The 23041-nt window shown below is 66.9% G+C and carries 24 protein-coding genes; 5 read left to right on the top strand and 19 right to left on the bottom strand.

The window, feature by feature from the left end; genetic code table 11:
- The first annotated feature begins 53 nt into the window (after positions 1–53).
- Positions 54–1307, top strand: coding sequence for an amidohydrolase (locus tag HMPREF3088_RS02040; RefSeq protein ID WP_070758088.1), 1254 nt, complete (start codon positions 54–56; stop codon positions 1305–1307).
- Between the two features lie 146 nt (positions 1308–1453).
- Here HMPREF3088_RS02040 and pyk read toward each other — a convergent pair whose 3' ends face one another.
- From pyk to hisD, 16 genes are all read right to left on the bottom strand, one after another.
- Complete coding sequence (pyk, locus tag HMPREF3088_RS02035; RefSeq protein ID WP_070758086.1) at positions 1454–2872, bottom strand: pyruvate kinase; 1419 nt, start codon at positions 2870–2872, stop codon at positions 1454–1456.
- 63 nt (positions 2873–2935) lie between these two features.
- Positions 2936–3838 (bottom strand): prolipoprotein diacylglyceryl transferase, encoded by a 903-nt coding sequence (gene lgt / locus HMPREF3088_RS02030; protein ID WP_070758084.1) that lies wholly within the window; start codon positions 3836–3838, stop codon positions 2936–2938.
- A gap of 14 nt (positions 3839–3852) precedes the next feature.
- Positions 3853–4626 carry a tryptophan synthase subunit alpha gene (trpA, locus tag HMPREF3088_RS02025; protein ID WP_070758083.1) on the bottom strand — a complete coding sequence of 258 codons (774 nt, stop codon included), beginning with the start codon at positions 4624–4626 and terminating at the stop codon, positions 3853–3855.
- Positions 4627–5883 (bottom strand): tryptophan synthase subunit beta, encoded by a 1257-nt coding sequence (trpB, locus tag HMPREF3088_RS02020; RefSeq protein WP_070758081.1) that lies wholly within the window; start codon positions 5881–5883, stop codon positions 4627–4629.
- Positions 5884–5907: 24 nt separating this feature from the next.
- Entirely contained in the window at positions 5908–6729 is an 822-nt protein-coding gene (trpC, locus tag HMPREF3088_RS02015; protein ID WP_070758079.1) for an indole-3-glycerol phosphate synthase TrpC, read from the bottom strand.
- 94 nt (positions 6730–6823) lie between these two features.
- On the bottom strand, positions 6824–7474 hold the full coding sequence (locus HMPREF3088_RS02010; RefSeq protein WP_070758076.1) for a TIGR02234 family membrane protein: 651 nt from the start codon (positions 7472–7474) through the stop codon (positions 6824–6826).
- A 43-nt stretch (positions 7475–7517) separates the two neighbouring features.
- Positions 7518–9053 (bottom strand): anthranilate synthase component I, encoded by a 1536-nt coding sequence (locus HMPREF3088_RS02005; RefSeq protein WP_070758074.1) that lies wholly within the window; start codon positions 9051–9053, stop codon positions 7518–7520.
- 3 nt (positions 9054–9056) lie between these two features.
- The gene (gene hisI / locus HMPREF3088_RS02000) at positions 9057–9401 is read right to left on the bottom strand and encodes a phosphoribosyl-AMP cyclohydrolase (RefSeq protein ID WP_070758073.1); all 345 of its coding nucleotides are present in this window, start codon (positions 9399–9401) and stop codon (positions 9057–9059) included.
- Positions 9398–10159 (bottom strand): imidazole glycerol phosphate synthase subunit HisF, encoded by a 762-nt coding sequence (hisF, locus tag HMPREF3088_RS01995; protein WP_070758071.1) that lies wholly within the window; start codon positions 10157–10159, stop codon positions 9398–9400. The genes hisI and hisF overlap by 4 nt, the downstream gene beginning before the upstream one ends.
- Entirely contained in the window at positions 10156–11106 is a 951-nt protein-coding gene (locus HMPREF3088_RS01990) for an inositol monophosphatase family protein (protein ID WP_070758069.1), read from the bottom strand. The genes hisF and HMPREF3088_RS01990 overlap by 4 nt, the downstream gene beginning before the upstream one ends.
- A complete protein-coding gene (priA, locus tag HMPREF3088_RS01985) occupies positions 11106–11867 on the bottom strand; it encodes a bifunctional 1-(5-phosphoribosyl)-5-((5-phosphoribosylamino)methylideneamino)imidazole-4-carboxamide isomerase/phosphoribosylanthranilate isomerase PriA (protein WP_070758067.1) in 762 nt (253 codons plus the stop codon). The genes HMPREF3088_RS01990 and priA overlap by 1 nt, the downstream gene beginning before the upstream one ends.
- Positions 11868–11955: 88 nt before the next feature.
- Positions 11956–12699 carry an imidazole glycerol phosphate synthase subunit HisH gene (gene hisH / locus HMPREF3088_RS01980; protein ID WP_070758065.1) on the bottom strand — a complete coding sequence of 248 codons (744 nt, stop codon included), beginning with the start codon at positions 12697–12699 and terminating at the stop codon, positions 11956–11958.
- Positions 12700–12712: 13 nt separating this feature from the next.
- Positions 12713–14041, bottom strand: coding sequence for an MFS transporter (locus HMPREF3088_RS01975; protein ID WP_070758063.1), 1329 nt, complete (start codon positions 14039–14041; stop codon positions 12713–12715).
- Between the two features lie 112 nt (positions 14042–14153).
- Positions 14154–14768, bottom strand: a complete 615-nt coding sequence (gene hisB, locus HMPREF3088_RS01970; protein WP_070758062.1) for an imidazoleglycerol-phosphate dehydratase HisB — start codon at positions 14766–14768, stop codon at positions 14154–14156.
- Between the two features lie 2 nt (positions 14769–14770).
- Entirely contained in the window at positions 14771–15871 is a 1101-nt protein-coding gene (locus tag HMPREF3088_RS01965; RefSeq protein ID WP_210401472.1) for a histidinol-phosphate transaminase, read from the bottom strand.
- The gene (hisD, locus tag HMPREF3088_RS01960) at positions 15852–17171 is read right to left on the bottom strand and encodes a histidinol dehydrogenase (RefSeq protein ID WP_070758057.1); all 1320 of its coding nucleotides are present in this window, start codon (positions 17169–17171) and stop codon (positions 15852–15854) included. Before hisD ends, HMPREF3088_RS01965 begins: the two co-directional genes overlap by 20 nt.
- Positions 17172–17264: 93 nt before the next feature.
- Between hisD and HMPREF3088_RS01955 the strand changes: the two genes are divergently transcribed.
- Positions 17265–18812 (top strand): hypothetical protein, encoded by a 1548-nt coding sequence (locus HMPREF3088_RS01955; protein WP_070758055.1) that lies wholly within the window; start codon positions 17265–17267, stop codon positions 18810–18812.
- Here HMPREF3088_RS01955 and HMPREF3088_RS01950 read toward each other — a convergent pair.
- Both HMPREF3088_RS01950 and HMPREF3088_RS01945 read right to left on the bottom strand, forming a co-directional pair.
- Positions 18809–19333: a hypothetical protein gene (locus HMPREF3088_RS01950; protein ID WP_070758053.1), complete on the bottom strand. Its 525-nt coding sequence runs from the start codon at positions 19331–19333 to the stop codon at positions 18809–18811. The two genes, HMPREF3088_RS01955 and HMPREF3088_RS01950, sit on opposite strands and share 4 nt — an antisense overlap.
- On the bottom strand, positions 19324–20022 hold the full coding sequence (locus tag HMPREF3088_RS01945) for an Rv0361 family membrane protein (protein WP_070758051.1): 699 nt from the start codon (positions 20020–20022) through the stop codon (positions 19324–19326). Before HMPREF3088_RS01945 ends, HMPREF3088_RS01950 begins: the two co-directional genes overlap by 10 nt.
- Positions 20023–20084: 62 nt before the next feature.
- On the opposite strand from HMPREF3088_RS01945, the gene HMPREF3088_RS01940 reads away from it, so the two are divergent.
- The 3 genes from HMPREF3088_RS01940 to HMPREF3088_RS01930 all read left to right on the top strand — a co-directional run bounded on the left by HMPREF3088_RS01940 (position 20085) and on the right by HMPREF3088_RS01930 (position 22568).
- Complete coding sequence (locus HMPREF3088_RS01940; protein WP_070758050.1) at positions 20085–20858, top strand: BRCT domain-containing protein; 774 nt, start codon at positions 20085–20087, stop codon at positions 20856–20858.
- A 218-nt stretch (positions 20859–21076) separates the two neighbouring features.
- The gene (locus HMPREF3088_RS01935; protein WP_246817999.1) at positions 21077–21529 is read left to right on the top strand and encodes a hypothetical protein; all 453 of its coding nucleotides are present in this window, start codon (positions 21077–21079) and stop codon (positions 21527–21529) included.
- A gap of 46 nt (positions 21530–21575) precedes the next feature.
- Complete coding sequence (locus tag HMPREF3088_RS01930; protein ID WP_070758048.1) at positions 21576–22568, top strand: GTP pyrophosphokinase; 993 nt, start codon at positions 21576–21578, stop codon at positions 22566–22568.
- A gap of 102 nt (positions 22569–22670) precedes the next feature.
- Here the strand turns inward: HMPREF3088_RS01930 and HMPREF3088_RS01925 are convergent, their stop codons facing one another.
- Complete coding sequence (locus HMPREF3088_RS01925; RefSeq protein WP_070758046.1) at positions 22671–23039, bottom strand: RNA-binding S4 domain-containing protein; 369 nt, start codon at positions 23037–23039, stop codon at positions 22671–22673.
- Between the last annotated feature and the right edge of the window lie 2 nt (positions 23040–23041).

Raw genomic sequence — 23041 nt, 5'->3', positions numbered from 1 at the left:
CGCCGCAGTCACGCACGGCTGAAGGCTGAACGCTGAAGAAAGGAAGTTTTCGCATGTCTGCATCCGAGTCCACCTCCCCCGCCCAGGCCGCACCAGAGGCGATCGCGGAGCTGATCAACTCCCTGGGCTCCGGCCCCGGGAGTGATCTGGGGTGGACCCAGGAGTTCTACGAGTGGATGCACGCCCACCCCGAGCTCTCCCTCCAGGAGGAGCACACGGCACACGCGATCGCGGAGAAGCTCGCCCACTTCGACTGCGAGGTCACCACCGGGATCGGCGGCCACGGCATCGTCGCCATCTTCCGCAACGGTGAGGGTCCCACCGCCCTGATGCGCGCCGACTTCGACGCCCTGCCCGTGCGGGAGACCACCGGGCTGCCCTATGCCTCCACCGTGGACGGTGTGATGCACGCCTGCGGGCACGACGTCCACACCTCCTCCCTGCTGGGGCTCTGCGCCGTCATGGACGCCCACCGCGAGGCGTGGGCGGGCACCTTCATCGCCCTGTTCCAGCCCGCCGAGGAGGTCACCCAGGGCGCGAACAACATGATCAAGGACGGGCTTGCCGACGTGATCCCCCGCCCAGATGTCTGTTTCGGCCAGCACGTGGTCGCAGGCCCCCAGGGGACGGTCTACACCGCCGCAGGCCCCGTGCTCGCGGCGTGCGACACCATCACCGTGACGATCCCCGGCCTGTCCGCGCATGCCTCCTCCCCGCACCTGGGCCTGGACCCCAGCTACGTCGCGGCGATGATCGTCGTGCGCCTGCAGGGCATCGTGGGCCGCGAGGTGGACCCGAACGACTTCGCGGTGATCTCCGTGGGCTCGCTCATCGCCGGGCACACGAATAACACCATCCCCAGCGAGGCGAAGCTGGTGCTGAACTGCCGCTTCTACAACACCGAGGTGCGCGACCGCACCTACGAGGCCATCGAGCGGGTCATCCGCGGCGAGTGCCTGGCCTCCGGGGTCACCGGCGAGCCGACCATCGAGTACTCCGCCCGCGGCGAGCTGACCGATAACGACCCGGAGCTCTTCCGCACGGTCCGCCCGTACTTCGACGAGGTCTTCGGCGGCCAGTCGCAGGACTCCGAGCGGTGGACCGCCTCCGAGGACTTCTCCGAGATCCCCCGCCACTTCGGCTGCCCGTACCTGTTCTGGACGGTCGGGGTGACCCCCACCGAGCAGTGGGACGCAGCCACCCCGGCGCCGGGGAACCACGCCAGCGACTTCGCCCCGGCGAAGGGGTCCGTGCACACCGGCATCAAGGCCGCCGCCGCAGCAGTGCTGGGCTACCTGGGGGTCTAGGCCACCTGGGGTTGCCCCCTCCTGCGGCGCCCGCACCGCAGTATTCGCTCCACCTGCTTTGCCCCACCCGCGCTAAGCACAGCGAAAGGGCCGGAGCTCGCTTCATTAGCGAGACACCCGGCCCCTTTTTCACTCGCGCGCTCTGCCTAGCGGCGGCGCTCCTGACCCAGCATGTGCACCTGGATCATGTTCGTGTTGCCCGGAATCCCCGGCGGGGAGCCCGCGGTGACCACGACGAGGTCATCGTAGTTGTAGTTCTTCTTGCTGAGCAGGGACTCGTCCACCACGCGCATCATGTCATCGGTGGAGTCGACGTCATTGGTGAGCAGCGTCTCGGTGCCCCAGGTCAGCGACAGCTGGTTGCGCACATCCTGCGAAGGCGTGAACACCAGCAGCGGCAGGTAGCTGCGCAGGCGCGCCACGCGCTTGGCGGTATCCCCAGAGGAGGTGAAGGCCACCAGGGCGCGCGCGTTGAGACGCTCGCCGATGTCCTTCGCCGCGTAGGAGATCACGCCGCGGCGGGTGCGCGGGCGGTGCGTCAGGGGTGGGGCCTCGCCGTCGTCCTCGGCGGCAACGACGATGCGGGACATCGTCTCCACCGTCGCAATCGGGTGCTTACCCACGGAAGTCTCGCCGGACAGCATGACCGCATCCGCACCGTCGAGCACGGCGTTGGCCACGTCGGAGGCCTCCGCGCGGGTCGGACGGGAGTTCTCGATCATGGAGTCCAGCATCTGGGTCGCCACAATCACCGGCTTGGCGTTCTCGCGGGCGATCTGGATGGCGCGCTTCTGAACCAGCGGGACGTCCTCCAGCGGCACCTCCACACCCAGGTCACCGCGGGCGACCATGATCGCGTCGAAGGCCAGGATGATCGGCTCCAGCGCGTCGACGGCCTCCGGCTTCTCCAGCTTCGCGATGACCGGCACGCGGCGGCCGACCTCGTCCATGATCTCGTGGACAAGCTCAACGTCCGCCGGGGAGCGGACGAAGGACAGCGCGATGAAGTCCACGCCCATCTTCAGGGCGAAGCGAAGGTCCTCGCGGTCCTTCTCGCTCAGCGCCGGCACAGAGATGTTCATCCCCGGCAGGGACACACCCTTGTTGTTGGAGACCGGGCCGCCCTCGACGACCTCGCAGACCACGTCGTCGTCCTCGACAGCCTTGCAGATCAGCGCGACCTTGCCGTCGTCGACGAGCAGGCGGTCGCCCGGCTGGGCGTCCCGGGCAAGGCCCTTGTACGTGGTGGAGACGCGGTCGTGGGTGCCCTCGATGTCCTCCACGGTGATGCGGACGGTCTCGCCGGTCGCCCAGTAGGTCTTGTCTTCGGCAAAACGGCCCAGGCGGATCTTCGGGCCCTGCAGGTCGGCGAGGATGCCGACCGGCTTGCCGGTCTCCGCCGAGGCGTCGCGGACCCACTGGTAATTCTGCTGATGATCAGCGTGTTCCCCATGGGAAAAGTTCAGACGCGCGACATTCATGCCCGCGTCGATCAGCCCGCGAATCGAATCCTTATCGGCCACAGCCGGGCCGAGCGTACATACGATTTTTGTTCTTCTGCTCACAGCTCCCCAGAATAGCCAGGAGCAGCCTACCCCCGCTACATAAGGGGTAATTGGGGCGTGTTTTTACTCCGACGCGGCAGAAAGTTCGGCGTTGCCGCGGACGTACTCGGGAGTTTCCCGACGTCGGTTCCGGGTCGCCCAGAACAAGATGGCAGCCGACACAAACGCCACGGCAGAGACCACCACGTTGATGCGGACGTCCCCGAAGACCGTCGTCGCCGGATCGGTGCGCATCATCTCAATGAAGAAGCGACCCAGGGTGTAGCCAGCCACGTAGAGCATGAACACCCTGCCGCCACCCAGCCGGCGGGTGCGGTCGATGTAGACCAGCAGGCAGACGATGAGGATGTTCCACAGCATCTCGTAGAGGAAGGTGGGCTGGACGGTGGCGATGACCTCCCCGGTGGAACGCCCCGTGACGGGCGCGAGGTACCCGGATTCGTCGACGCGGCGGTAGATCTCCAGGGCCAGCGGGCCGTCAGCGGGACCGCCGTAGAGCTCCTGGTTGAACCAGTTGCCCAACCGGCCGATGGCCTGTGCCAGCAGGATGGTGGGCGCGATGGCGTCCGCGAAGGGCATCAGTGGGAGACGCTTGAACTTAAACAGCAGCGCCACGGCCACCCCACCCAGGATCACCGCGCCCCAGATGCCGAGGCCACCGTTGGTGATCTTCAGCGCGTCAACGGGGTTCTTCCCCGGCCCGAAATACTTATCGTGGTCGGTGATGACGTGATAAATCCGCCCGCCGATGATGCCCGCGGGTACGGCGACGAGCAGCGCGTCGACCACGACTTCCGGGTCACCGCCACGATCGGCGTAGCGCTTCCGCGACCAGAAGTACGCCACGACGATGCCCGTGAGGATGCACAGGGCGTAGGCACGCAGCGGGAAGCTGCCCAGGTACCACACGCCCTGCGGGGGCGAAGGAATCGCGGCGAGCAGCATGGTGTCCGTCGCACCCATCATGCGTGGCTACTCCCCTACGCCTTGGCGCGCACGCCGGCGGCCAGATCTGCTGCGACCTCCATCAGGGTGCCCTGCTCCGTGGCGTTGATGAGGGCTGAGCCCACGATCACGCCGTCGGCGAAGGCTGCGATCTGCGCGGCCTGCTTGCCGTCGCGAACGCCCAGCCCGACGGCCACCGGCAGGTCGGTGACCTTGCGGCAGCGCTCCACGAGCTCCTGGGCCCCCTTGTCGACCTCGTCCTGGGCGCCGGTGACACCCATGTGGGAAGCCGCGTAGATGAAGCCGCCACCGGCGTTCGCGGTCATCTCCAACCGCTCCATCGTGGTCGACTGGGCCGCCAGGTAGACCGGATCCAGGTCGTGCTCATCGCAGGCGGCCTTCCAGCGGCCAGCCATCTCCGGAAGCAGGTCCGGGATGATGCTGCCCAGCCCACCGGCCTCAGCGAACTCGGCGGCGAAGCGCTCCGGGCCGTACTGCAGCACCGGGTTCCAGTAGGTCATGACCACGCAGTTCGCGCCGGCTTCGGTGGCCCGGCGAACGACCTCGATGGTGTCCTTGACCTTGAAGCCATTCTCCAGGGCGATATCCGCGGCGTGCTGGATGGTTGGGCCGTCCATCATCGGGTCCGTGAACGGGATGCCCACCTCGATGAGATCCGCGTGCTTGGACAGCTCGATGATGTTCTCGACGGACTCCTCCACCGTCGGGAAACCTGCCGGGTAGTAGGCGACGAACGCCGCCCTCCCCTCGGCCTTGGCGTCCTTAAAAATCTGCTCCAAACGGCTCATTTAGTTACCCTCCTTCGCGAACCACTTCGCGGCGGTCGCGACGTCCTTATCGCCGCGGCCGGAGACGTTGACGATGATCAACGGGTTATCCTCGCGCTCGGCGTACTTGATAGCAGCGGCCACACCGTGGGCGGACTCGATGGCCGGCAGGATGCCCTCCAAGCGGGTCAGCAGGCGGAAGGCCTCCATGGCCTCGGCATCGGTGATGGCGAAGTATTCCGCGCGCCCCTCGGCGTGCAGTGCGGAGTGCTCAGGGCCCACACCCGGGTAATCGAGCCCGGCGGAGATGGAGTGCGACGGGATGATCTGGCCGTCCTCGTCCTCCATCAGGTCGGAGTAGGAGCCCTGGAACACGCCCTGGCGACCCATGTTGATGGGTGCTGCGTGACGGCCGGTGTCCATGCCGTCGCCCGCGGCCTCGGCGCCGATCAGCGCGACGGACTCGTCCTCGATGAACCGGTGGAACAGACCGATGGCGTTCGAGCCACCGCCCACGCAGGCCACGACGGCGTCTGGGAGGCGACCAGCGCCCTGAAGGATCTGCTCGCGGGCCTCGGTGCCGATGATGCGCTGCAGGTCGCGCACCATCTGCGGGAATGGGTGCGGGCCGGCGGCGGTGCCGAAGCAGTAATAAGTGTCGTCCGCGTTGGCCACCCAGTAGCGCATGGCCTCGTTAATCGCGTCCTTCAGCGTGGCGGAGCCGAGCTCGATCTCCACGACTTCCGCTCCCAGCAGCTTCATCCGGGCGACGTTCATCGCCTGGCGCTGGGCGTCCACTGCACCCATGTAGATGCGACATTCCAGGCCGAGCAGGGCACACGCGGTGGCGGTTGCGACGCCGTGCTGGCCGGCGCCCGTCTCAGCGATCACGCGGGTCTTGCCCATGCGCTTGGCTAGCAGGGCCTGGCCGAGCACGTTATTGATCTTGTGGGAACCCGTGTGGTTGAGGTCTTCACGCTTGAGCCACACCTCTGCACCCACGTGCTTGGAGAATCGCTCTGCGTAGTACAGCGGGGACGGTCGGCCCGAGTAGTTGCGGTGCAGATCGTCGAGCGTATCCAGGTACTCCGGATCGGTCTTCGCCTTCCCCCAGGCATCGGTGATCTCATCGATCACGGCCATGAGGGCCTCTGGGATATAACGGCCACCGAAGTCGCCCCACTGCCCGAGATTATCGGGCTCGTGGTGGGTCGCGGTGCCGATCACTTCGCCGGCGGTGGGAAGTGCTTGTGCTGGGCTTTTCTTGTTATTACTCACGAGTTCCAACTTACCTGGCTGGGATTATGCGTTTTGCTTGGAGCCGGTCGGGCACGCCGGGTGCTGGCCCGCCACCACGAGGGCCTTGGCGGCCGCACCCGGGTCGTCGGCGGTCACGAGCCCCTCGCCCACGAGGACAGCGTTTGCGCCGTGGCGGGCGTACTCGATCAGGTCGTGCTTATCGCGCACACCGGATTCCGCGATCTTCACGATGTGATCCGGGATCAGCGGGGCGATGCGCCCGAAGACGGACATATCGACCTCGAGGGTCTTGAGGTTACGGGCGTTGACGCCAATAACCTTGGCGCCGGCAGCGACCGCACGCTCGACCTCGTCCTCCGTGTGGACCTCGACGAGGGCGGTCATCCCCAGCGACTCGGCGCACTCCAGGAGCCCGGTCAGCCGCTCCTGCTCGAGGGCGGCAACGATGAGGAGGATGACGTCCGCGCCGTGGGCCCGTGCCTCGTAGATCTGGTACGGGTTGACGATGAAGTCCTTGCGCAGCAGCGGGATATCCACGTTTGCGCGCACAGCGTCGAAGTCGGCCAGGGAGCCGTTGAAGCGGCGTTCCTCGGTCAGGCAGCTGATGACTGCGGCACCATTCTTGGCATAGGCCTTAGCCAGCACCTCCGGCTCTGGGATCGCGGCCAGCGCTCCCTTCGAGGGGCTGGAGCGCTTGACCTCAGCGATAACGCTCACATCCGGACCGGAGAGAGCAGCCAGCGCGTCGAGCGCGGGCGGGGCGTCCAGTGCACGGGCCTTGATCTCCGCCAGCGGCACCTCCGCTTCACGGCGAGCCTGGTCCTCGAGAACTCCGGCGATGATCTCATCCAACACTGTTGCCATGTCGGCCTAACCTTTCACGATCGCTGTGTCGATGGTCACAACATTATCTACGCGTCGCGCTGGCACGAAATCCTGCCACCCCGGGTGGTACCGGCTACGTCCGTTCGTCGTCCGTGGGGTCCACTCCCGCATCCAGGGCGTCCCACAGCACCCGGCCGGAATCCGGGTTTTCCGTCAGGTCTTGCTTGGCTCCCTCGCGCCGACGTTCCGGGGTCTCATAGCGGCTATAGCCACTGTCCGAGCCCCCGGGCTTCATCGCGAGGATCACTCCGCCACACACGCCGAGAATGGCGACGATGACGGTGAGCAGGACGGGCAGGTTGTGCACTTCCGCGGACACCACCTGGGCCCAGGCGGAGATCTGCTCGGGGTTGCTGGAATTCTGCGTGGCCACGCCAGAGCGCAGCAGCTGCTGGGCACGGTAGAGATCCGGCTCCGCACCCACGAGCTGCACGGCTCGGAAGCTCGCGCCAGCGAACAGCAGTGCGATGAGCACTCCGATGATACGGCGGACCACTGGCGGGACCGCCATCGTCGCGATCAGCGCGGCCATCATCGCCAGCGCCAGCGGCGTGCCAGCCGGATCCCACACTGCACCCACGAGCTCGTGGGTGGACTCGCCGGACTTGTCGTCGAAGACCTCCGCGGTCAGCCAGTTCATGCGGCCGAAACCCCACACGCCGGCCGCTGCCAGGATCACCAGCAGCTGGGCCAGCCCACGAATGCGCTTCTCAGTCTTCGTCATGCCCTTCTTACCTTTTTCGTCAACGTCGTTGGCCGGTCGCAACCTAGAGCTTGCGCAGCGTCTCCGCTGCTGCCACGGCGCGCAGCACGGCCGCGGCCTTGTGCTGGCACTCGCGGTCTTCCGCCGCCGGGTCGGAATCCGCAACGATACCCGCACCGGCCTGCACGTACACGGTGCCGTCCTTGTAGAGCCCGGAGCGGATCGCGATCGCCTGGTCGGTGTTGCCGGAAAAATCGAAGTAGCCGACCGTGCCGCCGTAGATACCGCGGCGGGTGTCCTCGAGGCGGTCGATGATGCCCATCGCGGATGGCTTCGGGGAGCCAGAGAGCGTGCCCGCCGGGAAGGTCGCGGCCGCAGCGTCCACGGCCGTCTTACCCTCCGCGAGCTCGCCCGTCACGCCGGAAACCAGGTGCATGATGGCGCTGTAGCGCTCGATGTGGCGGAAGTCGTGTACCGCCACTGAGCCAGGCTTCGAGATCTTGCCAACGTCGTTGCGGCCGAGGTCCACGAGCATCAAGTGCTCGGAGTTCTCCTTCTCATCGGCCAGCAGCTCCCACTCGTTGGCCAGGTCCTCCTCCGGGGTGGCCCCGCGGGGCCGGGAACCGGCGATCGGATGGGTGCTGATGTGCCCATCTTGCACGCGGACAAGGGACTCCGGCGAGGAGCCGACGATCCGGAACGCGGTCTGCGTGAAGTCCTCGTTCGGGATGTTCATCAGGAACATGTACGGGCTCGGGTTGGTGCGTCGCAACATCCGGTAGATGTCCAGGGCGGGCACGTCCGTATCAATCTCGAATCGCTGGCTCAGCACGATCTGGAACGCGTCCCCTGCCCGGATGTGCTCCTGGCACTGCAACACGCGCTCCCGGTACACCTCAGAAGTCTGCTGGCGACGGACCTGCGGCTCGGCGGTGGCGTCATAAGTGTGAACCCCGCCCGCCGTCGCGCCGGAGAGCTTGCCGAGCATGTCCTCGATGCGGGCCACGGCGTCGTCGTAGGCGGCGTCCACGCGCTCCGGTGAGTTATTCCAGTTCACGGCATTGGCGATGAGCCAGATGCTGCCCTCGTGGTGGTCCACGACCGCCAGGGTGTCGACGAGCATCTGCACCAGGTCGGGGACGTCCAGGTCGTCCTCGCAGGTATCCGGTAGCTGCTCGATGTAGCGCACCATGTCGTAGCCCAGGTAGCCGACCAGGCCACTAGTCAGTGGCGGTAGGCCCGGCATGGGGGCAGTGTGCAGGGCTTCGAGGGTGGCGCTGATCGCAGCGAGCGGGTCCTCGGCGGCGGGCAGGTCCTCGGGAGTCTGGCCGATCCAGCGGGCGTCCTTGCCCTTGGCAACCAGGGCGGCGCGCGCCCCGGTGCCGATGATGGACCAGCGGCTCCAGGACTTGCCACTCGGGGCGGATTCGAAGAGGAACGTGCCCGGCCGGTCCTCCGCGAGGACGCGATAAGTGTTCAGGGTGGACAGCCCATCGGCCAGCACCTTGTACACCACCGGAACCACGCGGTGTTCCGCCGCCAGAGCGCGGAATTCCTCGCGGGTCGTCATCTGCTGGAAATACCCCTGCGCTGTAGCCATGTTCTAGAGCAACCTATCCGAATCGAAGCAGGTGGTGGTTCCGGTGTGGCACGCCGCACCGGTCTGATTGACCTTCAGCAGCACCGTGTCGCCATCGCAGTCGAGCCGTGCCTCCACGACTTCCTGCGTGTGCCCACTGGTCTCCCCCTTGACCCACAGCTGCTGCCGGGACCGGGACCAGTACGTGCCCTTGCGGGTGGCCAGGGTCAGAGCCAGGGCCTCGTCGTTCATCCAGGCCTGCATCAGGACGTCGCCGGAGGTCGCGTCCTGGACGACGGCGGCGACGAGCCCGTCAGCGTTGCGCTTCAGGCGCCCGGCGATGGCGGGGTCGAGGGCTGCAGAACTCAACGGCGCACCTCGTAATCCTCCGCGAGAGCGTCCTTGACTTCGCGAATGCTGACCTCGCCGAAGTGGAAGATACTGGCCGCCAGGACCGCGTTCGCACCGGCCGCAACAGCTGGCGGGAAGTGGCTGGCTGCACCCGCGCCACCGGAGGCGATGACCGGGATGGACACGACCTCGCGCACCGCGGCAAGCATCTCGGTATCGAAGCCGTCCTTGGTGCCATCGGCGTCCATGGAGTTGAGCAGGATCTCCCCCACTCCCAGTTCCTCACCCTTCTTGGCCCAGGCCACGGCGTCCAGGCCGGCGGACTTGGTGCCGCCGTGCGTGGTGACCTCGTAGCCGGAGGGCTGGTCATCGCAGCGGCGGGCGTCCACGGAGAGCACGACGCACTGGGCGCCGAAGCGGGTGGACAGCTCGCGGAGCAGCTCCGGGTTCGCCACCGCAGAGGAGTTCACGGAGACCTTATCGGCGCCCGCCCGCAGCAGGGCGTCGGCGTCCTCGACGGAACGGACCCCGCCGCCGACGGTGAGCGGGATGAAGATCTGATCCGCGGTGCGGCGGACGACGTCCAGCATCGTGCCGCGGCCCTCCTTGGACGCGGAGACGTCCAGGAAGGTCAGCTCGTCGGCGCCCTCTTCGTCGTAGCGCTTCGCGAGCTCCACCGGGTCGCCGGCGTCGCGCAGGTTCTTAAAGTTCACGCCCTTGACGACGCGGCCGTTCGCCACGTCCAGGCATGGAATGACGCGCACACTGACGCTCATTGAATTCCACCTCGGTCCATGATCTCCTGCGCGGTGCGCGCAGCGGTGCCGATCGGCACGTTTTGAATGTGTTCCAGCAGCGTGGCGTGCACGTCCGGTTCCCCTGCCACCAGGCCGGAGACGCCTGGCCGCCACGGGTTGCCCGCGAAGTCGGTCGCCACCCCACCGTTGGCCTCCACGGCCAGGATGCCTGCCGCGTTATCCCACAGGTTCGGGCTGAAGGTCACCGTGCCGCCGAAAACACCGGCGGCGGTGAAGGCCAGGTCGATGCCCACCGAGCCGGTGACGCGCATGCGCGGATAGGACTTGCCGATTTCGTTGAGCATGTCCTGGCGGTAGGAAATCGGCAGGTTGCCGCGGCGCTGGGACAGGATCGAGCCGAAGCTGATCTGTGTCACGCCCGCGTCCGAGGGTGGCATCGGCCGGGCGGGGTTGCCGTCCACGAACAGGCCGTGGCCCTTGTGCGCGGTGATGCGGCGACCCAGCAACGGCATCTCGGTCACCGACAGCAGGGTCTCACCCTGGTGGATCAGGGACACGAGGATGCAGCAGAACGGGTTGCCCACCGCGTAGTTCGCGGTGCCGTCAATCGGGTCAACGACCCAGAAGGTCTCCGGCTCCTCGTCGATGAGTTCCCGACGACGCCGACGCGGGCCGTCGAGGGCGTCCGCGCTCTTGTCACCGGGATTGTATTCCGGCACTTCGCCCGGCAGCTCGCCCGGCATGACGGTCCCATACTCCTCGCCGTGAACCGGGAAGCCGGTGTACTGGCTCAGCAGGTTGCGCAGCTGCCGTTCCACCTTGAGGTCGGCCTCGGTGGCGAAATCGCCGGGGCTCTTGATGACCTCGGGATCCGCACCGACGGCGGCCGTGAAGGTGGCCTCGGCTTCGTCGACCGCGGCTTCGGCGATGGCCAGCAGCGCGCGGGTGTCGAGAGATTCTGTCATCAGTCCTCCTGACCGCGGGCGACCCGCAGCGCCTCCTCGAGCGTGAACTTGCCTGCATACAGTGCCTTACCAACGATGGCCGAGTCCACGCCCTCGTCGACGACGGCGGCGAGTGCTCGGATGTCGTCCAGGCTGGAGATACCGCCCGACGCGACGACCGGCGCGGACGTTGCCGCCGAAACCTCGCGCAGCAGCTCGACGTTCGGTCCGTTCAGCATGCCGTCACGGGAGACATCGGTGACGACAAGGCGGGACACACCCTCGGCGTCGAGGCGCTCCAGGACCTCCCACAGGTTGCCGCCGTCGCTGGTCCAGCCACGGCCACGCAGGCGCCACTCGCCGTCGACCTCACGGGTGTCCAGGCCGATGGCGACCTTGTCCCCGTGCTCCTGGATGATCTTCTTGCACCACTCCGGGTTCTCCAGCGCGGCGGTGCCGATGTTGACGCGCTCGCAGCCGGTGGACAACGCGCGTTCGAGGGAGGCGTCGTCGCGGATGCCGCCGGAGAGCTCGACCTTCAGGTCCATCGCCTGGGTGACCTCGCGGATGATCTCGAAGTTGCTGCCCCGGCCGAAGGCGGCATCGAGGTCGACGAGGTGAATCCACTCGGCCCCGGCGTTCTGCCAGGCCATGGCGGCCTCGATCGGCGCGCCGTAGCTGGTCTCCGTGCCGGCCTCGCCCTGGACGAGGCGGACGGCCTGGCCCTCGGAGACGTCGACGGCGGGAAGGAGAGTCAAAGCGGTGGTGTTGTTGTGGGACATGTTTTTCACTTTCTCGCCACGGGGTGGATTTAGCTATTAAAGGATCAGTGTAGCCCCGGCCTGCCGGCGCAGTGCCGGGACCGTGCAACTAGAGGGTTGTGACCCAGTTGCGCAGCAGGTGCGCGCCCGCGTCGCCGGACTTCTCCGGGTGGAACTGGGTGGCCCACAGCGGGCCGTTTTCCACGGCTGCGACGAAGCGGCAGTCCTCGTGCTGGCCCCAGTGGACCAGGGGCGCGCGGGTCCGGCCGTCGGTGTGCAGCTCCCACTCCTGGACCCCATAGGAGTGGACGAAGTAGAAGCGCTCGTCGGCAGGGAGACCGTCGAACATCTGGCTGCCCGCGGGATCGACGTCCACGGTGTTCCAGCCCATGTGCGGCAGGATCTTGGCGTCGAGGCGACGGACAGTACCCGGCCACTCTCCTGCGCCCTCGATCTCCGAGCTGCCGTGGGCGCCGTCGGCGAACTCCACACCGTGCTCGAAAAGGATCTGCATGCCCACGCAGATGCCGAGTACCGGGCGGCCGCCGGCAAGCCGCTCCCCGATCAGTCGAGCCCCCTGGACCTTGCGCAGGCCCGTCATGCAGCTGGCGAACGCCCCCACCCCGGGCACGAGAAGGCCATCGGCGTTCAGCACCGTCTTCGGATCGTTGGTGACGGTGACTTCGGCCCCGGCCCGCTCGATGGCGCGCTGCGCGGAGCGGATGTTGCCACTGCCGTAGTCCAACAGCGCGACGCTGGGCCGCCGCCCACCGGTGGCCTTAAGGGTACCCTCTTCAGCAGGGGCGGCTGTGCTGGAATTCGCTTCTGTGGACTGTGTTTCCATAGCCCGCATTGTACCCGGGCGCCTACCGGCGACGAACGCGCACCCGGTCGGTCACGCGGCGCAGACGGGTACGGACATTTCCGGTGTCCACGACGCGGTGCTGGCCCATGAAGCGGTCCAGGATGACCAGCCCCAAGCCAACGAGGATGACGATGCCCGCACCGATGAAGGCTCCCTGGAAGGCGAAGCTGGAGGCCACGATGCCCAGCAGGATCGAGCCGACACCGGTGCCGGAGTCGAAGGACATGTTCCACAGGGCGGAAGCCTCGGCGGAGCGGTCGCGCGGCAGGCGGTAGAAGAGCAGCAGCAGCGCTTCAGACTGCGCCAAGCCAAAACCGGCGCCGAAGATCGCGGCGGTCAGCAGGGCGCAGGCCACCAGCAGCCGGCCGGTGGGCTCCATGTTGATGGTCAGGGCTGCTCCCAGCACACCGGCGAGGGCGAAGATCAGCGAGGCAACGGCCAGGGTGCCGGGCTCGCCCTTGCGGTCGGACCACCAGCCGGAGAACGCACGCGCGATCGTCTGCGCCGTGCCCATCACCGCCAGGGTGAGGCCGGCGACCGTGGCGGCGATGGCGGGATCGATCTTGGCGGCGGCGGGCGCCAGGAAGTTACTGAACGCCGCAAAACCCACGGCGGCGACACCGATGAGCAGCCCAGGCACGGTCGCCAGCTTCCAGGTGGCAACCATCTGGGTGGCGGGCTTTTCGACTTCCGTGGTTTCGTGGGTGGCCTCGGTGACCTCCTTGGATTCCACCGGGAGCCCCAGCGCGGCTGCTGCACCGATCACGGCGTAGACGGCGGCCAGGACGTAGACCGCGGAGCCGTAGTTGTCATAAACCCACATGCCCAGCGGGAAGCCGATGAGCTGGCCGCTTCCCACGAAGACCCCGAAGACACCGCTGGACCGGCCCAGCAGGTGCAGCGGCACGAGGTCGGCGATCAGCGCGGCCTCCGTCACCGTGACGGCACCGAAGCCGATGCCGCGGATGATAGCCACGGCGATCACGGCCGCATTGGACAACGAGCCGATGTGCAGCAGCGCGGGAAGGCCGAGCAATAAGCCGGCCGTGGCCATGACGGGGAAATAGCCTACTTTCCGCAGGATCCTTGGGGTGAAGTACTGGGTCGCCACGGTGGCCCCCATGAAGATGCCGGTACTAGCACCGGCCATCGTCTCGGATCCCCCAGCTTCAATGATGGCCAGCGGGATCACCGGCAGGAGGATCGCCCACCCGCCGAAGGCACAGAACACCGAGATCAACGTGGCTTTGAGCCCCGGGGCCTGCCACACGGATTCGATCTTGGCGAGCTCTGCCGCCGGGAGTGCCTTCGGGCGAATAGGCAAGGTCATCCTTCCTTCCTCCGTACGTGGTGCGCACGGGGTTGAGAATCTGCTGGTCTAATTCGGCGACGGGTCTCTCACCCGCCCAGGCCGCACGGCTGGGGCGCGTGCGGCTCAAATCCTACAAGGCACCCTTGGTCGACGGGATGCCGGTGACGCGCTCGTCGCGCTCCACGGCGGCACGCAGTGCGCGGGCCACGGCCTTGTACTCCGCTTCGGTGATGTGGTGCGGATCGCGGCCATAGAGGCAACGCACGTGCAGGGCGATCCGAGCGTTCAGGGCCAGGGTTTCGAAGAAGTGCTGGTTGATCACGGTGGCATAGTGACCGCCGATGACCGTGTGCACCATGGCATCTGGCTCACCGGTGCCAACGTAGTACGGGCGACCCGAGACGTCGACGGCCGCATGAGCCAGGCACTCGTCCATCGGGATGAACGCATCACCGAAGCGGCGGATGCCGGCCTTGTTCCCGAGCGCCTCGCCCAGTGCCTGGCCCAGAACGATGCCAGTGTCCTCGACGGTGTGGTGGGCGTCGATCTCGACGTCGCCGACTGCCTTGACCTCGAGGTCGAAGGAGCCGTGGGCACCGAGTGCGGTGAGCATGTGGTCGAAGAAGGGCAGTCCGGTGGAAATGTCGGTCTTACCGCTGCCATCCAAGTTGATGCTCACCGAGATGTCGGACTCGCTGGTCTTCCGCTGGGCGCGTCCGATCCGGTCCTCGAAGGTGTTGCTCATAGTTAGTTCTTTCCTTTCACTGCTGCCGCTGCGGCCAGGAAGGCGTCGTTTTCTTCCGGCAGGCCGACCGTCACGCGCAGCCAGCCGGGGATGCCGACGTCCCGGATGAGGACGTCCTGGTCCAAGAACGCCTCCCACGTGCGGTGACTGTCCTGCAGCCCACCGAAGAAGATGAAGTTGGAGTGCGAGTCGACGACCTCATAGCCGAGTTCCTTCAGCTCGGCGGCAACCCGGTCGCGCTGCTCGCTGAGGGTGGCGACGGTGGCCAACGTATCCTCCCGGTGGCGCAGCGCCACGCGCGCGGCGGCCTGGCTCAGCGTCGAGAGGTGGTACGGCAGGCGCACCAGCATGACTGCCTCGATGAACGCCGGGTCGGCCACGAAGTAGCCCAGGCGACCACCGGCAAAGTCGAAGGCCTTGCTCATCGTGCGGGAGACCACGAGCTTGGCCGGGTAGTCCGCCAGCAGCGTGCAAGCGCTCGGCTCGTCGGAAAACTCGGCGTAGGCCTCGTCGATGATGACGATCCCCGGTGCGGCGTCGAGGATGCGGCGAATGTCCGCCAGCGGGGTGATCCCACCGGTCGGGTTATTCGGCGTCGTGACGAAAACGATGTTCGGCTGGTGCTCCTCAATGGCCGCCACAGCCTTGTCGACGTCGATCGCGAAGCCCTGGGCCGGGTCGCGGTCGATGGCGATGAACTCGGTCTGGGTGCCTGCCGCGAGGATCGGGTGCATGGAGTAGCTGGGTACGAAACCCAGCACGCTGCGGCCCGGCCCGCCGAAGACCTGAAGGAGCTGCTGCAGGATCTCGTTGGAGCCGTTGGCCGCCCACAGATTGTCCTTGGTGACCGCCACGCCCGTCTGCGCGGTGATGTAGTCAGCCAGATCCTCGCGCAGCTCGACGGCGTCGCGCTCCGGGTAACGGTTTAGCCCAGCACCGAGCGCGCGGACCTCGGCGACGAGGTCCTCAACGATGGCCTCGCTCGGCGGGTAGGGGTTTTCGTTCGTGTTCAACTGGTTCTTGACGGTCAGCTGGGGCGCGCCGTAGGCAGACTTGCCCTGGAATTCTTCACGGATCGGGAGATTAACCACGGTTGGTCCAATCTGGGTTGGTGCGGGCCTTGATTGCTTCCCCGTGGGCGGGGAGGCGCTCGGCGTCCGCGAGGGCGATCACGGTCTCCGAGACGTCCTGCAGGGCCTGCTCACTGTAGTTCACGACGTGCACGGACTTGAGGAAGGTGTGGGTGGACAGGCCCGAGGAGTGCCGGGCGCTGCCGCTGGTCGGCAGGACGTGGTTGCTGCCCGCGGCGTAGTCGCCCAGCGGCACCGGGCTGTACGGCCCGATGAAGATCGCACCGGCGTTGATGATCTTCTTCGCGGTGCCGGTGTCGTCCTTCGTGTGGATCTCCAGGTGCTCGGCGGCGTAGGCGTTGGCCACGCGGATCGCCTCTTCTTCATCGCCGACGAGCACGATGCCGCTCTGCTGGCCCTGCAGGGCCTCGGCGACGCGCTCGGAGTTGTGGGTCACCTGGTAACGCTCGGCGATCTCGCGGTCGACCGCGTCGGCGAGCTGTTCGGAGTTTGTGATCAGCACGGAAGCCGCCATCGGGTCGTGCTCGGCCTGGCTGATCAGGTCATAAGCCACCTGCACGGGGTCGGCGGACTCGTCGGCCAGGACCGCGATCTCAGTGGGGCCTGCCTCCGCGTCGATACCGACGACGGAGCGGCACAGTCGCTTGGCGGCGGTGACGAAGATATTGCCCGGGCCGGTGATCATATCCACCGGCTCCAGATCCTCGTCACCGTAAGCCAGCAGAGCGATGGCCTGCGCGCCGCCCACGGCCCAGACCTCGTCCACGCCCAGCAGCTTGCAGGCCGCGAGGATCGTCGGGTGCGGCCAGCCGCCATTATCCGCCTGCGGCGGGGAGGCCACCACGAGGCTGCCGACGCCGGCGGCCTGCGCGGGAACTGCGTTCATGATCACGCTGGACGGGTACACGGCCTTGCCACCCGGGACGTACAGGCCCACGCGCTCCACCGGGATCCATCGCTCGGAGACCACGCCACCTTCGGCGATCTCGACGTCCTGGTCCTCCGGCCGCTGTGCCTCGTGGAAAGCCCGCACCCGGCGGATCGCCTCCTTGAGCGCGTCCAGCACCCTCGGCTCCAGGGTGTCAAGGCTCTGATCGATGACCTCGGCCGGCACCCGGAGGCTCGCCGGTACGCAGCCATCGAACTGCTGGGAGTACTTATTTGCCGCCGCCACGCCGTGGGCCTTGACGTCCTCAACGACGGGCGAGACGGTCGGCAGCACCGCATCAATATCCGTGCCGCCGCGGGGCAGCGCCCGCCGAAGCTGGGCGGTGGTGGGTGTGGTGCCTCGAAGATCAATGCGCTGGAGCATGCCAGATCCTCTCCCTTAAAGGGGCTAAAAATGGTGGGTTGCTAGGGTGATCCTTATTCTAATCCAGCCAGGTTTTCCGGAGGTTCATGGGGCATGCCACTGACTTTGAACGCATTGTTGGCCGATAGCGCCCACGATGTCGCTCAGGGGCGCACGGCCTGGCGGCAGATGAGTGAATTCGCCCGCTTCCACTGGCTCGCCACCGCCGAGGACGTCAGCCCCGAGCTCGTCGGCGAGTTCTACTTCCTGCGCGCCGGGGCCGCAGATGTGATGGGGATGACCGACGAGGCCATCGCCGCGCTCAGCGAGCTCAACACCTGGGCGGACAGTCGCGGGGACGATGCGCTCACGCTCGTCGGCAAGGCTCACCTGGCCTTCCACGCGCTCAACCAGGATGAGCCCTCTGTGTACCCGCTCGGCGAGCCCGAGGACCGGCTGCGCGCTCTGCTCGAGGACTTCCATGCCTGGCGCCCCACCCCGGATTCCCCCACTGTCGGCGAGGAACCGACCATTCGCGGGGAGAGCATCGACCGCCCCGATGCGGTAAAGCTCGCCACCGCCGCCACGACCGCATACTCGGTGGCCGTGAATGTCAGCGAGCAGCTGGCAGAGGTCTTCGCTGGGCTGGTGCGCCGCTTCGGCACCGCCTACCCCACCGAGGCAGACCGATTGCTCTGGTACGCCCAGCGGCACTGGTTCTCCGGCCGCAAACAACAGGCCTATGCCCTGGCCAGCGAGGTGCTGAGCAGCTCAGACACCACGTCGGTCTCCCGCTTCGACGCCCACGACATGCTGGGGCACTTTGCACTTTTGGAAGGCGACGAGGCAGGCGTGGCTGAGCACTGGGCACGCTGCGTGGAGCTGGCTCGCATCATGGATGCCCCGGTCATCGCGATGCGTCACGCGGAGCTCACCGCCCGCGTGTACTTCTCCCAGGACCGCGCGGGAGAGGCCTGGCAGCTCTCACACGACATGGTCACCTGGGTCGACGGCGTCCCCGTCGGCCCCATCCTGCTGGATTTGCAGGAGGTCATCGCCCAGTCCGCCTTCGAAAACAACCTCTTCGAGGAGGCCTGGGACACCGCGCGGTCGGTGATCCACTGGTCGGAGATGACCCCCAATGACCAGCGCACCGCCTCCTGCTACGCGATCGCCACCTTCGCGGGCCTGCGCCTGGGGCTAGCCGAAGAGGTCTTCGACCTGCAGCACCGCCGGGCGGAGTTGTTGAAGGCATCCGGCCGGCTGCTGGATGCCGCCGAGGTCTTCCAGACCCTGGCCTACCTCGACGAGGACGCCGCGACCGCGTATCTCCGCCGCTCCTGGGAGCTCATCGAGGCCAGCCAGGAGGAGGGCAAGGAGTGGCACGTCGCCGAGTGGCTGCTCACGATGGCCCAGTTCGCCGAGGGCGGGGCGGCCGTGGACTTCGCGCGCCGGGCGACCAGCGCCTTCGAGCAGTTGGGGCACCCGGTCAAGGAGGCCTTCGCGCTGCTAGCGGAGGCTCGCGCCCAGCTGGCGATGGGGGAAACTGACCTGGCGCGGCAGGCCTACGCCCAGGCAAACGTGGCCATGCCCGCGGAGTTCGCGCGCCCCGCAGAGCTCGATGCGGTATTCACGCAGGTCAAAGAGGAGCTCGGCGACTAACTCTGGGCCGAAGCCGCACTATCGCTGAAGGTCTCGCTGTCGCTCATCACGGACGCGCACCAGTAGAAGACCAGGGCGATGGTCATCGGCAGCAGCAGCGCGGTCAGCGAAATATCGGCGCTGGCCAAGTGGAGAACGTCCCCCGGGGCGGGGTGCCCCTCGGGCAGGGTATTCATCCAGCTGGTGATCCGCGCCCCAATCGCGAAGGCCCACCAGGTGCCGGAGAACACCACGAGCGTGGTCCACATCATCATGGCCGGTCCGCGCGGTTTGGTGAGGAAAGACCACCCGGCGACGGCGAAGGCCAGCAGGCCGGTGACGATGACGAAGCACGCAAAGCCCACGAAGCTGGCATCTTCGGTGCCGGGCACGGGGTCGAGTGCACCGTTGGCGGTCACCTCGACGTCAACGGTCGGGTGCCACAGCCCCCACAGCACACCGACAACGCCGTAGGCCAGCATCGCGAAGAGGAATACCGCCGAGACCGGCTGCGCCTTGCGTGCGATGCTAGCTAGCCGCAAAACTTCCAGCGCCCGTCTTCCTTGACCAGGTCAATCGGCGCTGGCTGGGACTGCCCCTGTGCGCTGGCGGTGGTCTCGACGCGCGCGGTGTTGCCGTTGACCTGCACGCTGTTGATGTTATCGATGCGCGGGATCAGGTTCAGGCCGGTCCCGGCGAGGTTGTTCGCTGCCTCGTCGAAGGCGCCGTCGCCAACCTCGTTGCGGACGCGCTGGCAGGCGTTGTCACGGCGGTAGTTCATGTAGGCGTGCGGGTTGTTGACGTGGGCGTTCATGCCCATGACGAGGTCGCGGATCTCCTTCTCGTCGTTCCCCGCGTTGCCCTGCGCCGGGGCACCACCCGGCGCCTTGGGCTGCTCCTTCGCCTGCTCCTGCTGGGCCTGCTTGGCGGCCTCTGCCTTCTTGGCCTCTTCCTTCTTGGCCTCAGCCCGCTTCTTCTCGGCTTCTGCCTTCTTCTTTTCCTCCGCCTTCTTCTTTTCGGCGGCCTTTTTCTCCTCAGCCTTCTTTTCTTCGGCCTTCTTCTTGTCCTTGTCCTCGGACTTCTTCGCGTCGGCCTGCGAGGTGGTGGTCGAGGTGGACTTCTCATCCTTCGACGCTTCCTCTTCCTTCGAGCAAGCGGACAGGGCGAGCCCTGCTGCCAGGCACACCGCGAGGGCGCGCCGTCCAGAGCTGGAAACTGCTGAGATCTTCATAGCTTTAGAAGCCTAGTCGCTCGCGTGTCCTGTGCCTAGCTCCATCGGGTAGCGTCGAAGCCATGACGGACTCCTCGATCACCATCACCAGCGACGGCATTCAGGTCCACCGTTCGCTGCTCGCCCGCTCCCTCTCCCCCGATCTGGCCATCGCACCGGAGCAACTGCTGGGTTGGCGCATCTCGGCGCCGACGGCCAGCTCGCCGGGGTGGTTGCACTTCCTGCTTGCTGGGGCCAGCACCAACGGCTTCATCCGCAGCTTCGATGAGGCACGCCTGAACCCGGCCACCGTGCACTTCTTCCCCGGCGAGGCGGAGATGCTGACCGAGATCGACGAGCAACTTTCCCGCCTGCAGGCCGGTTTCGACGTCGACGTCGCGACCATCGATGCCGCAGAGTGGTCGGCCTCCTTCGAGTCGGACGCCCCAGCGGCGGGCAGCTCCGCAGCACCAGCGGCCGCGCCGACGTCGTCGTCGACAAAGAAGACACCGAAGAAGAGCGGCAACCGGCGCGCCCCCTGGGACCGGGTGGCCACACCAGACAAGGTGCCGGAGCAAAACACTGAAGCGGACGTGGACGGCCCCGTGTTCGGCGAGACGGTCGTCATCACCGGGGACGTGGATCCCTACTCCAAGGGCGAGGTCTGGGACATGCTGGCCGATGCTGGTGCGATCGTCGCGAAGAACGTGACGAAGAAGACCACCCTGCTGATTCTCGGCGAATGGGCGACGGTGACCAGCAAGGAGAAGCGCGCCCGGGAGCTGCAGGAACAGGGCCAGGAGCTGGCGATCTGGACCTTCGAGGAACTGCTTAACAAGCTGGGAGTGCAGGGCTAGCTCCCCGGCGCGGTGGGTGGCTCCCCCAAGAATTTTTGGGGTTTTCGCCGTTTCCGGGAACCAAATGGGCTCCCGCGTTGTCTAACACTGTCATGACGAGCACAGTGACAACGCGTAGAACAACGCACAGAACCAGGACCACGATCACGGCTGCCGCGGAGGTGGCCACGCAGTGCACGGCCGGGCCGGCGGGCCCTGCGAGCAAAAGCCTGCCCGGGGTGGCTCGGCTGACCCGCCTGCCGGAGGCCTGCTATAGCCGCCCGGTGCGGGTGCCGGTGGGGTCCGGCTTCACCGCGGAGCTCCCGGAGTTCTCGGAGAAGGATTATCACACGCTCCTGCAGCTGTGGGGTGAGACTGCAGACAGCATCAGCGAGGTGGTGGGCGAATCCGGCGAGGCCTACCGTGTCCACCGCCTCGACTCCCGGGATTATGGCTGGGTGGAGCTCACCGGTTCCGCGGGCGCCCCGCCGCCGACCGCGATGCTGACCCACCCGAAGCTGGCTCAGGGGCTCGCGGAACGGGTGGAAAGGGTCTTGGACGGGGTGGCGGCGTTCTACGTCGCCGGCGAGCGTGTACAGGTCTGCCCGCTGCCATTGGCTATCGATCGCCAAGACTGGCACGGCCCCTTCGACCTGCGCACCGGTTTCTGCGTGGCCTTCGACTTCCTCTAGAAACCGCTCTCCGCGGCCTCGCGAACCGTGGCTTAGACTCTGGGTCATGGGAAACTCCACCTCACCAACCGCCAGCACCATCGCCCAGGCGCTGAAGGACTACGACACCTGGCTCGATGAGCACCCCGCCGCCGAGCGCGAAACGAAGGAGCTCGTTGCCGCCGCGCTCGACGACGCGGGCATCAGCTTCGACCAGGTCTCGGTGAGGCTGAAGGACCGCTCCAGCTTCGTCGCGAAGCTGAAGAACCCCAACTACCCGGAATATCAGGACTTCGCGAGCGCCCACGACATCGTCGGCATCCGGGTGACCACCTTCCACTCCGGCGAGATCGAGCAGCTGCTCGCGGCGGTGAGCACCATCTTCGCCATCGACACCGTGGTCGATAAGGCCGCCGAAACCGCCAAGAGCGGGCGCTTCGGTTACGCCTCCCACCACGTGATCGGCTACTCAGAGCAACTCGGCCGGCGAGTGGAGGTGCAGCTGCGCACCGTGCTGCAGCACGCGTGGGCCGAGTTCGAGCACGATATGCGCTACAAGAACCCGGAGATGTCCGGCAACCCGGAGGTGGACCGGGCTTTCACGCTGGCCGCAGGTCTCATCGAACTCGCCGACGAGCAGTTCGACAAGATCGCCCGCATCGTCGACGCCCGCACGCAGGAGCAGGACGCCACCGAGCTCGACACCCGCTCGCTGCCGGGCCTGCTCACCCGCCTGCTAGGCAACTCCTACCCCACCTCGCGGGCGGATTATTACGGCTGGGCGATCGCGATGCTGGCTGCCCACGGCATCACCACCGTCGCAGAGCTCAAGGAGCTGCTGGACCCGGATCGCATCGCCGCGCTCAACGAGGCGATGGCTTATCCCTTCGAGCCCGGGCAGGTGCGCCTCATCGACGACCTGCTGTTGTTCACCTACGGCCGGGACCATATTCGGCGCACCGTGCACATCGGGGAGAATATCGAGACCCGCCCGGGGCGCCTCGGCAACCGTTGGCAGCAGCTCGGCCAGCAGGTCTACTCCCCCGCTGCGCGCGACTGAACGCGCTGGCTCCGCCCCTTGGCGTTGTCTCAGGCTTCTGCACCCAGCGTTGTCCCCCGGCTCGATTCGGCGCCGCGGCGCACCAACGTGGCGCTACCGCATTCAGCGGCGCCGCTGGTTGCGCATGAACTTATCCAGCTGGCGGCGCTCCTTCTTCGTGGGCCGGCCGGCCCCGGGGTCACGCCGTGGCATGGAGGCGATGATCTCCTTGGGCGGCGGTGGCGGAGAGTGGTCGATATAGGCTTTCTGCGCCACGGGCGCCCCCACCCGCTTGTGCAGCAGCTCCGTGACCTCAACGATGCGTTCCCGGTGATTGACCCACACCCGCACCTGGTCCCCCACCGCCACGTGCTGGGCGGGTTTGACCGATTCGCCGTTGATTTTCACATGCCCGGCGCGGCATGCGGCCGCGGCCTGCGCGCGGGTCTTGGTGAGCCGGACGGCCCAGACCCAGGCGTCGATGCGGACCATGG

It is taken from the genome of Corynebacterium sp. HMSC22B11 (genome assembly GCF_001815965.1).
Classification (GTDB): Bacteria; Actinomycetota; Actinomycetes; order Mycobacteriales; family Mycobacteriaceae; genus Corynebacterium.
Note: the sequence above shows the minus strand (reverse complement) of the source record. Positions and strands in the feature narration are given on the sequence as shown.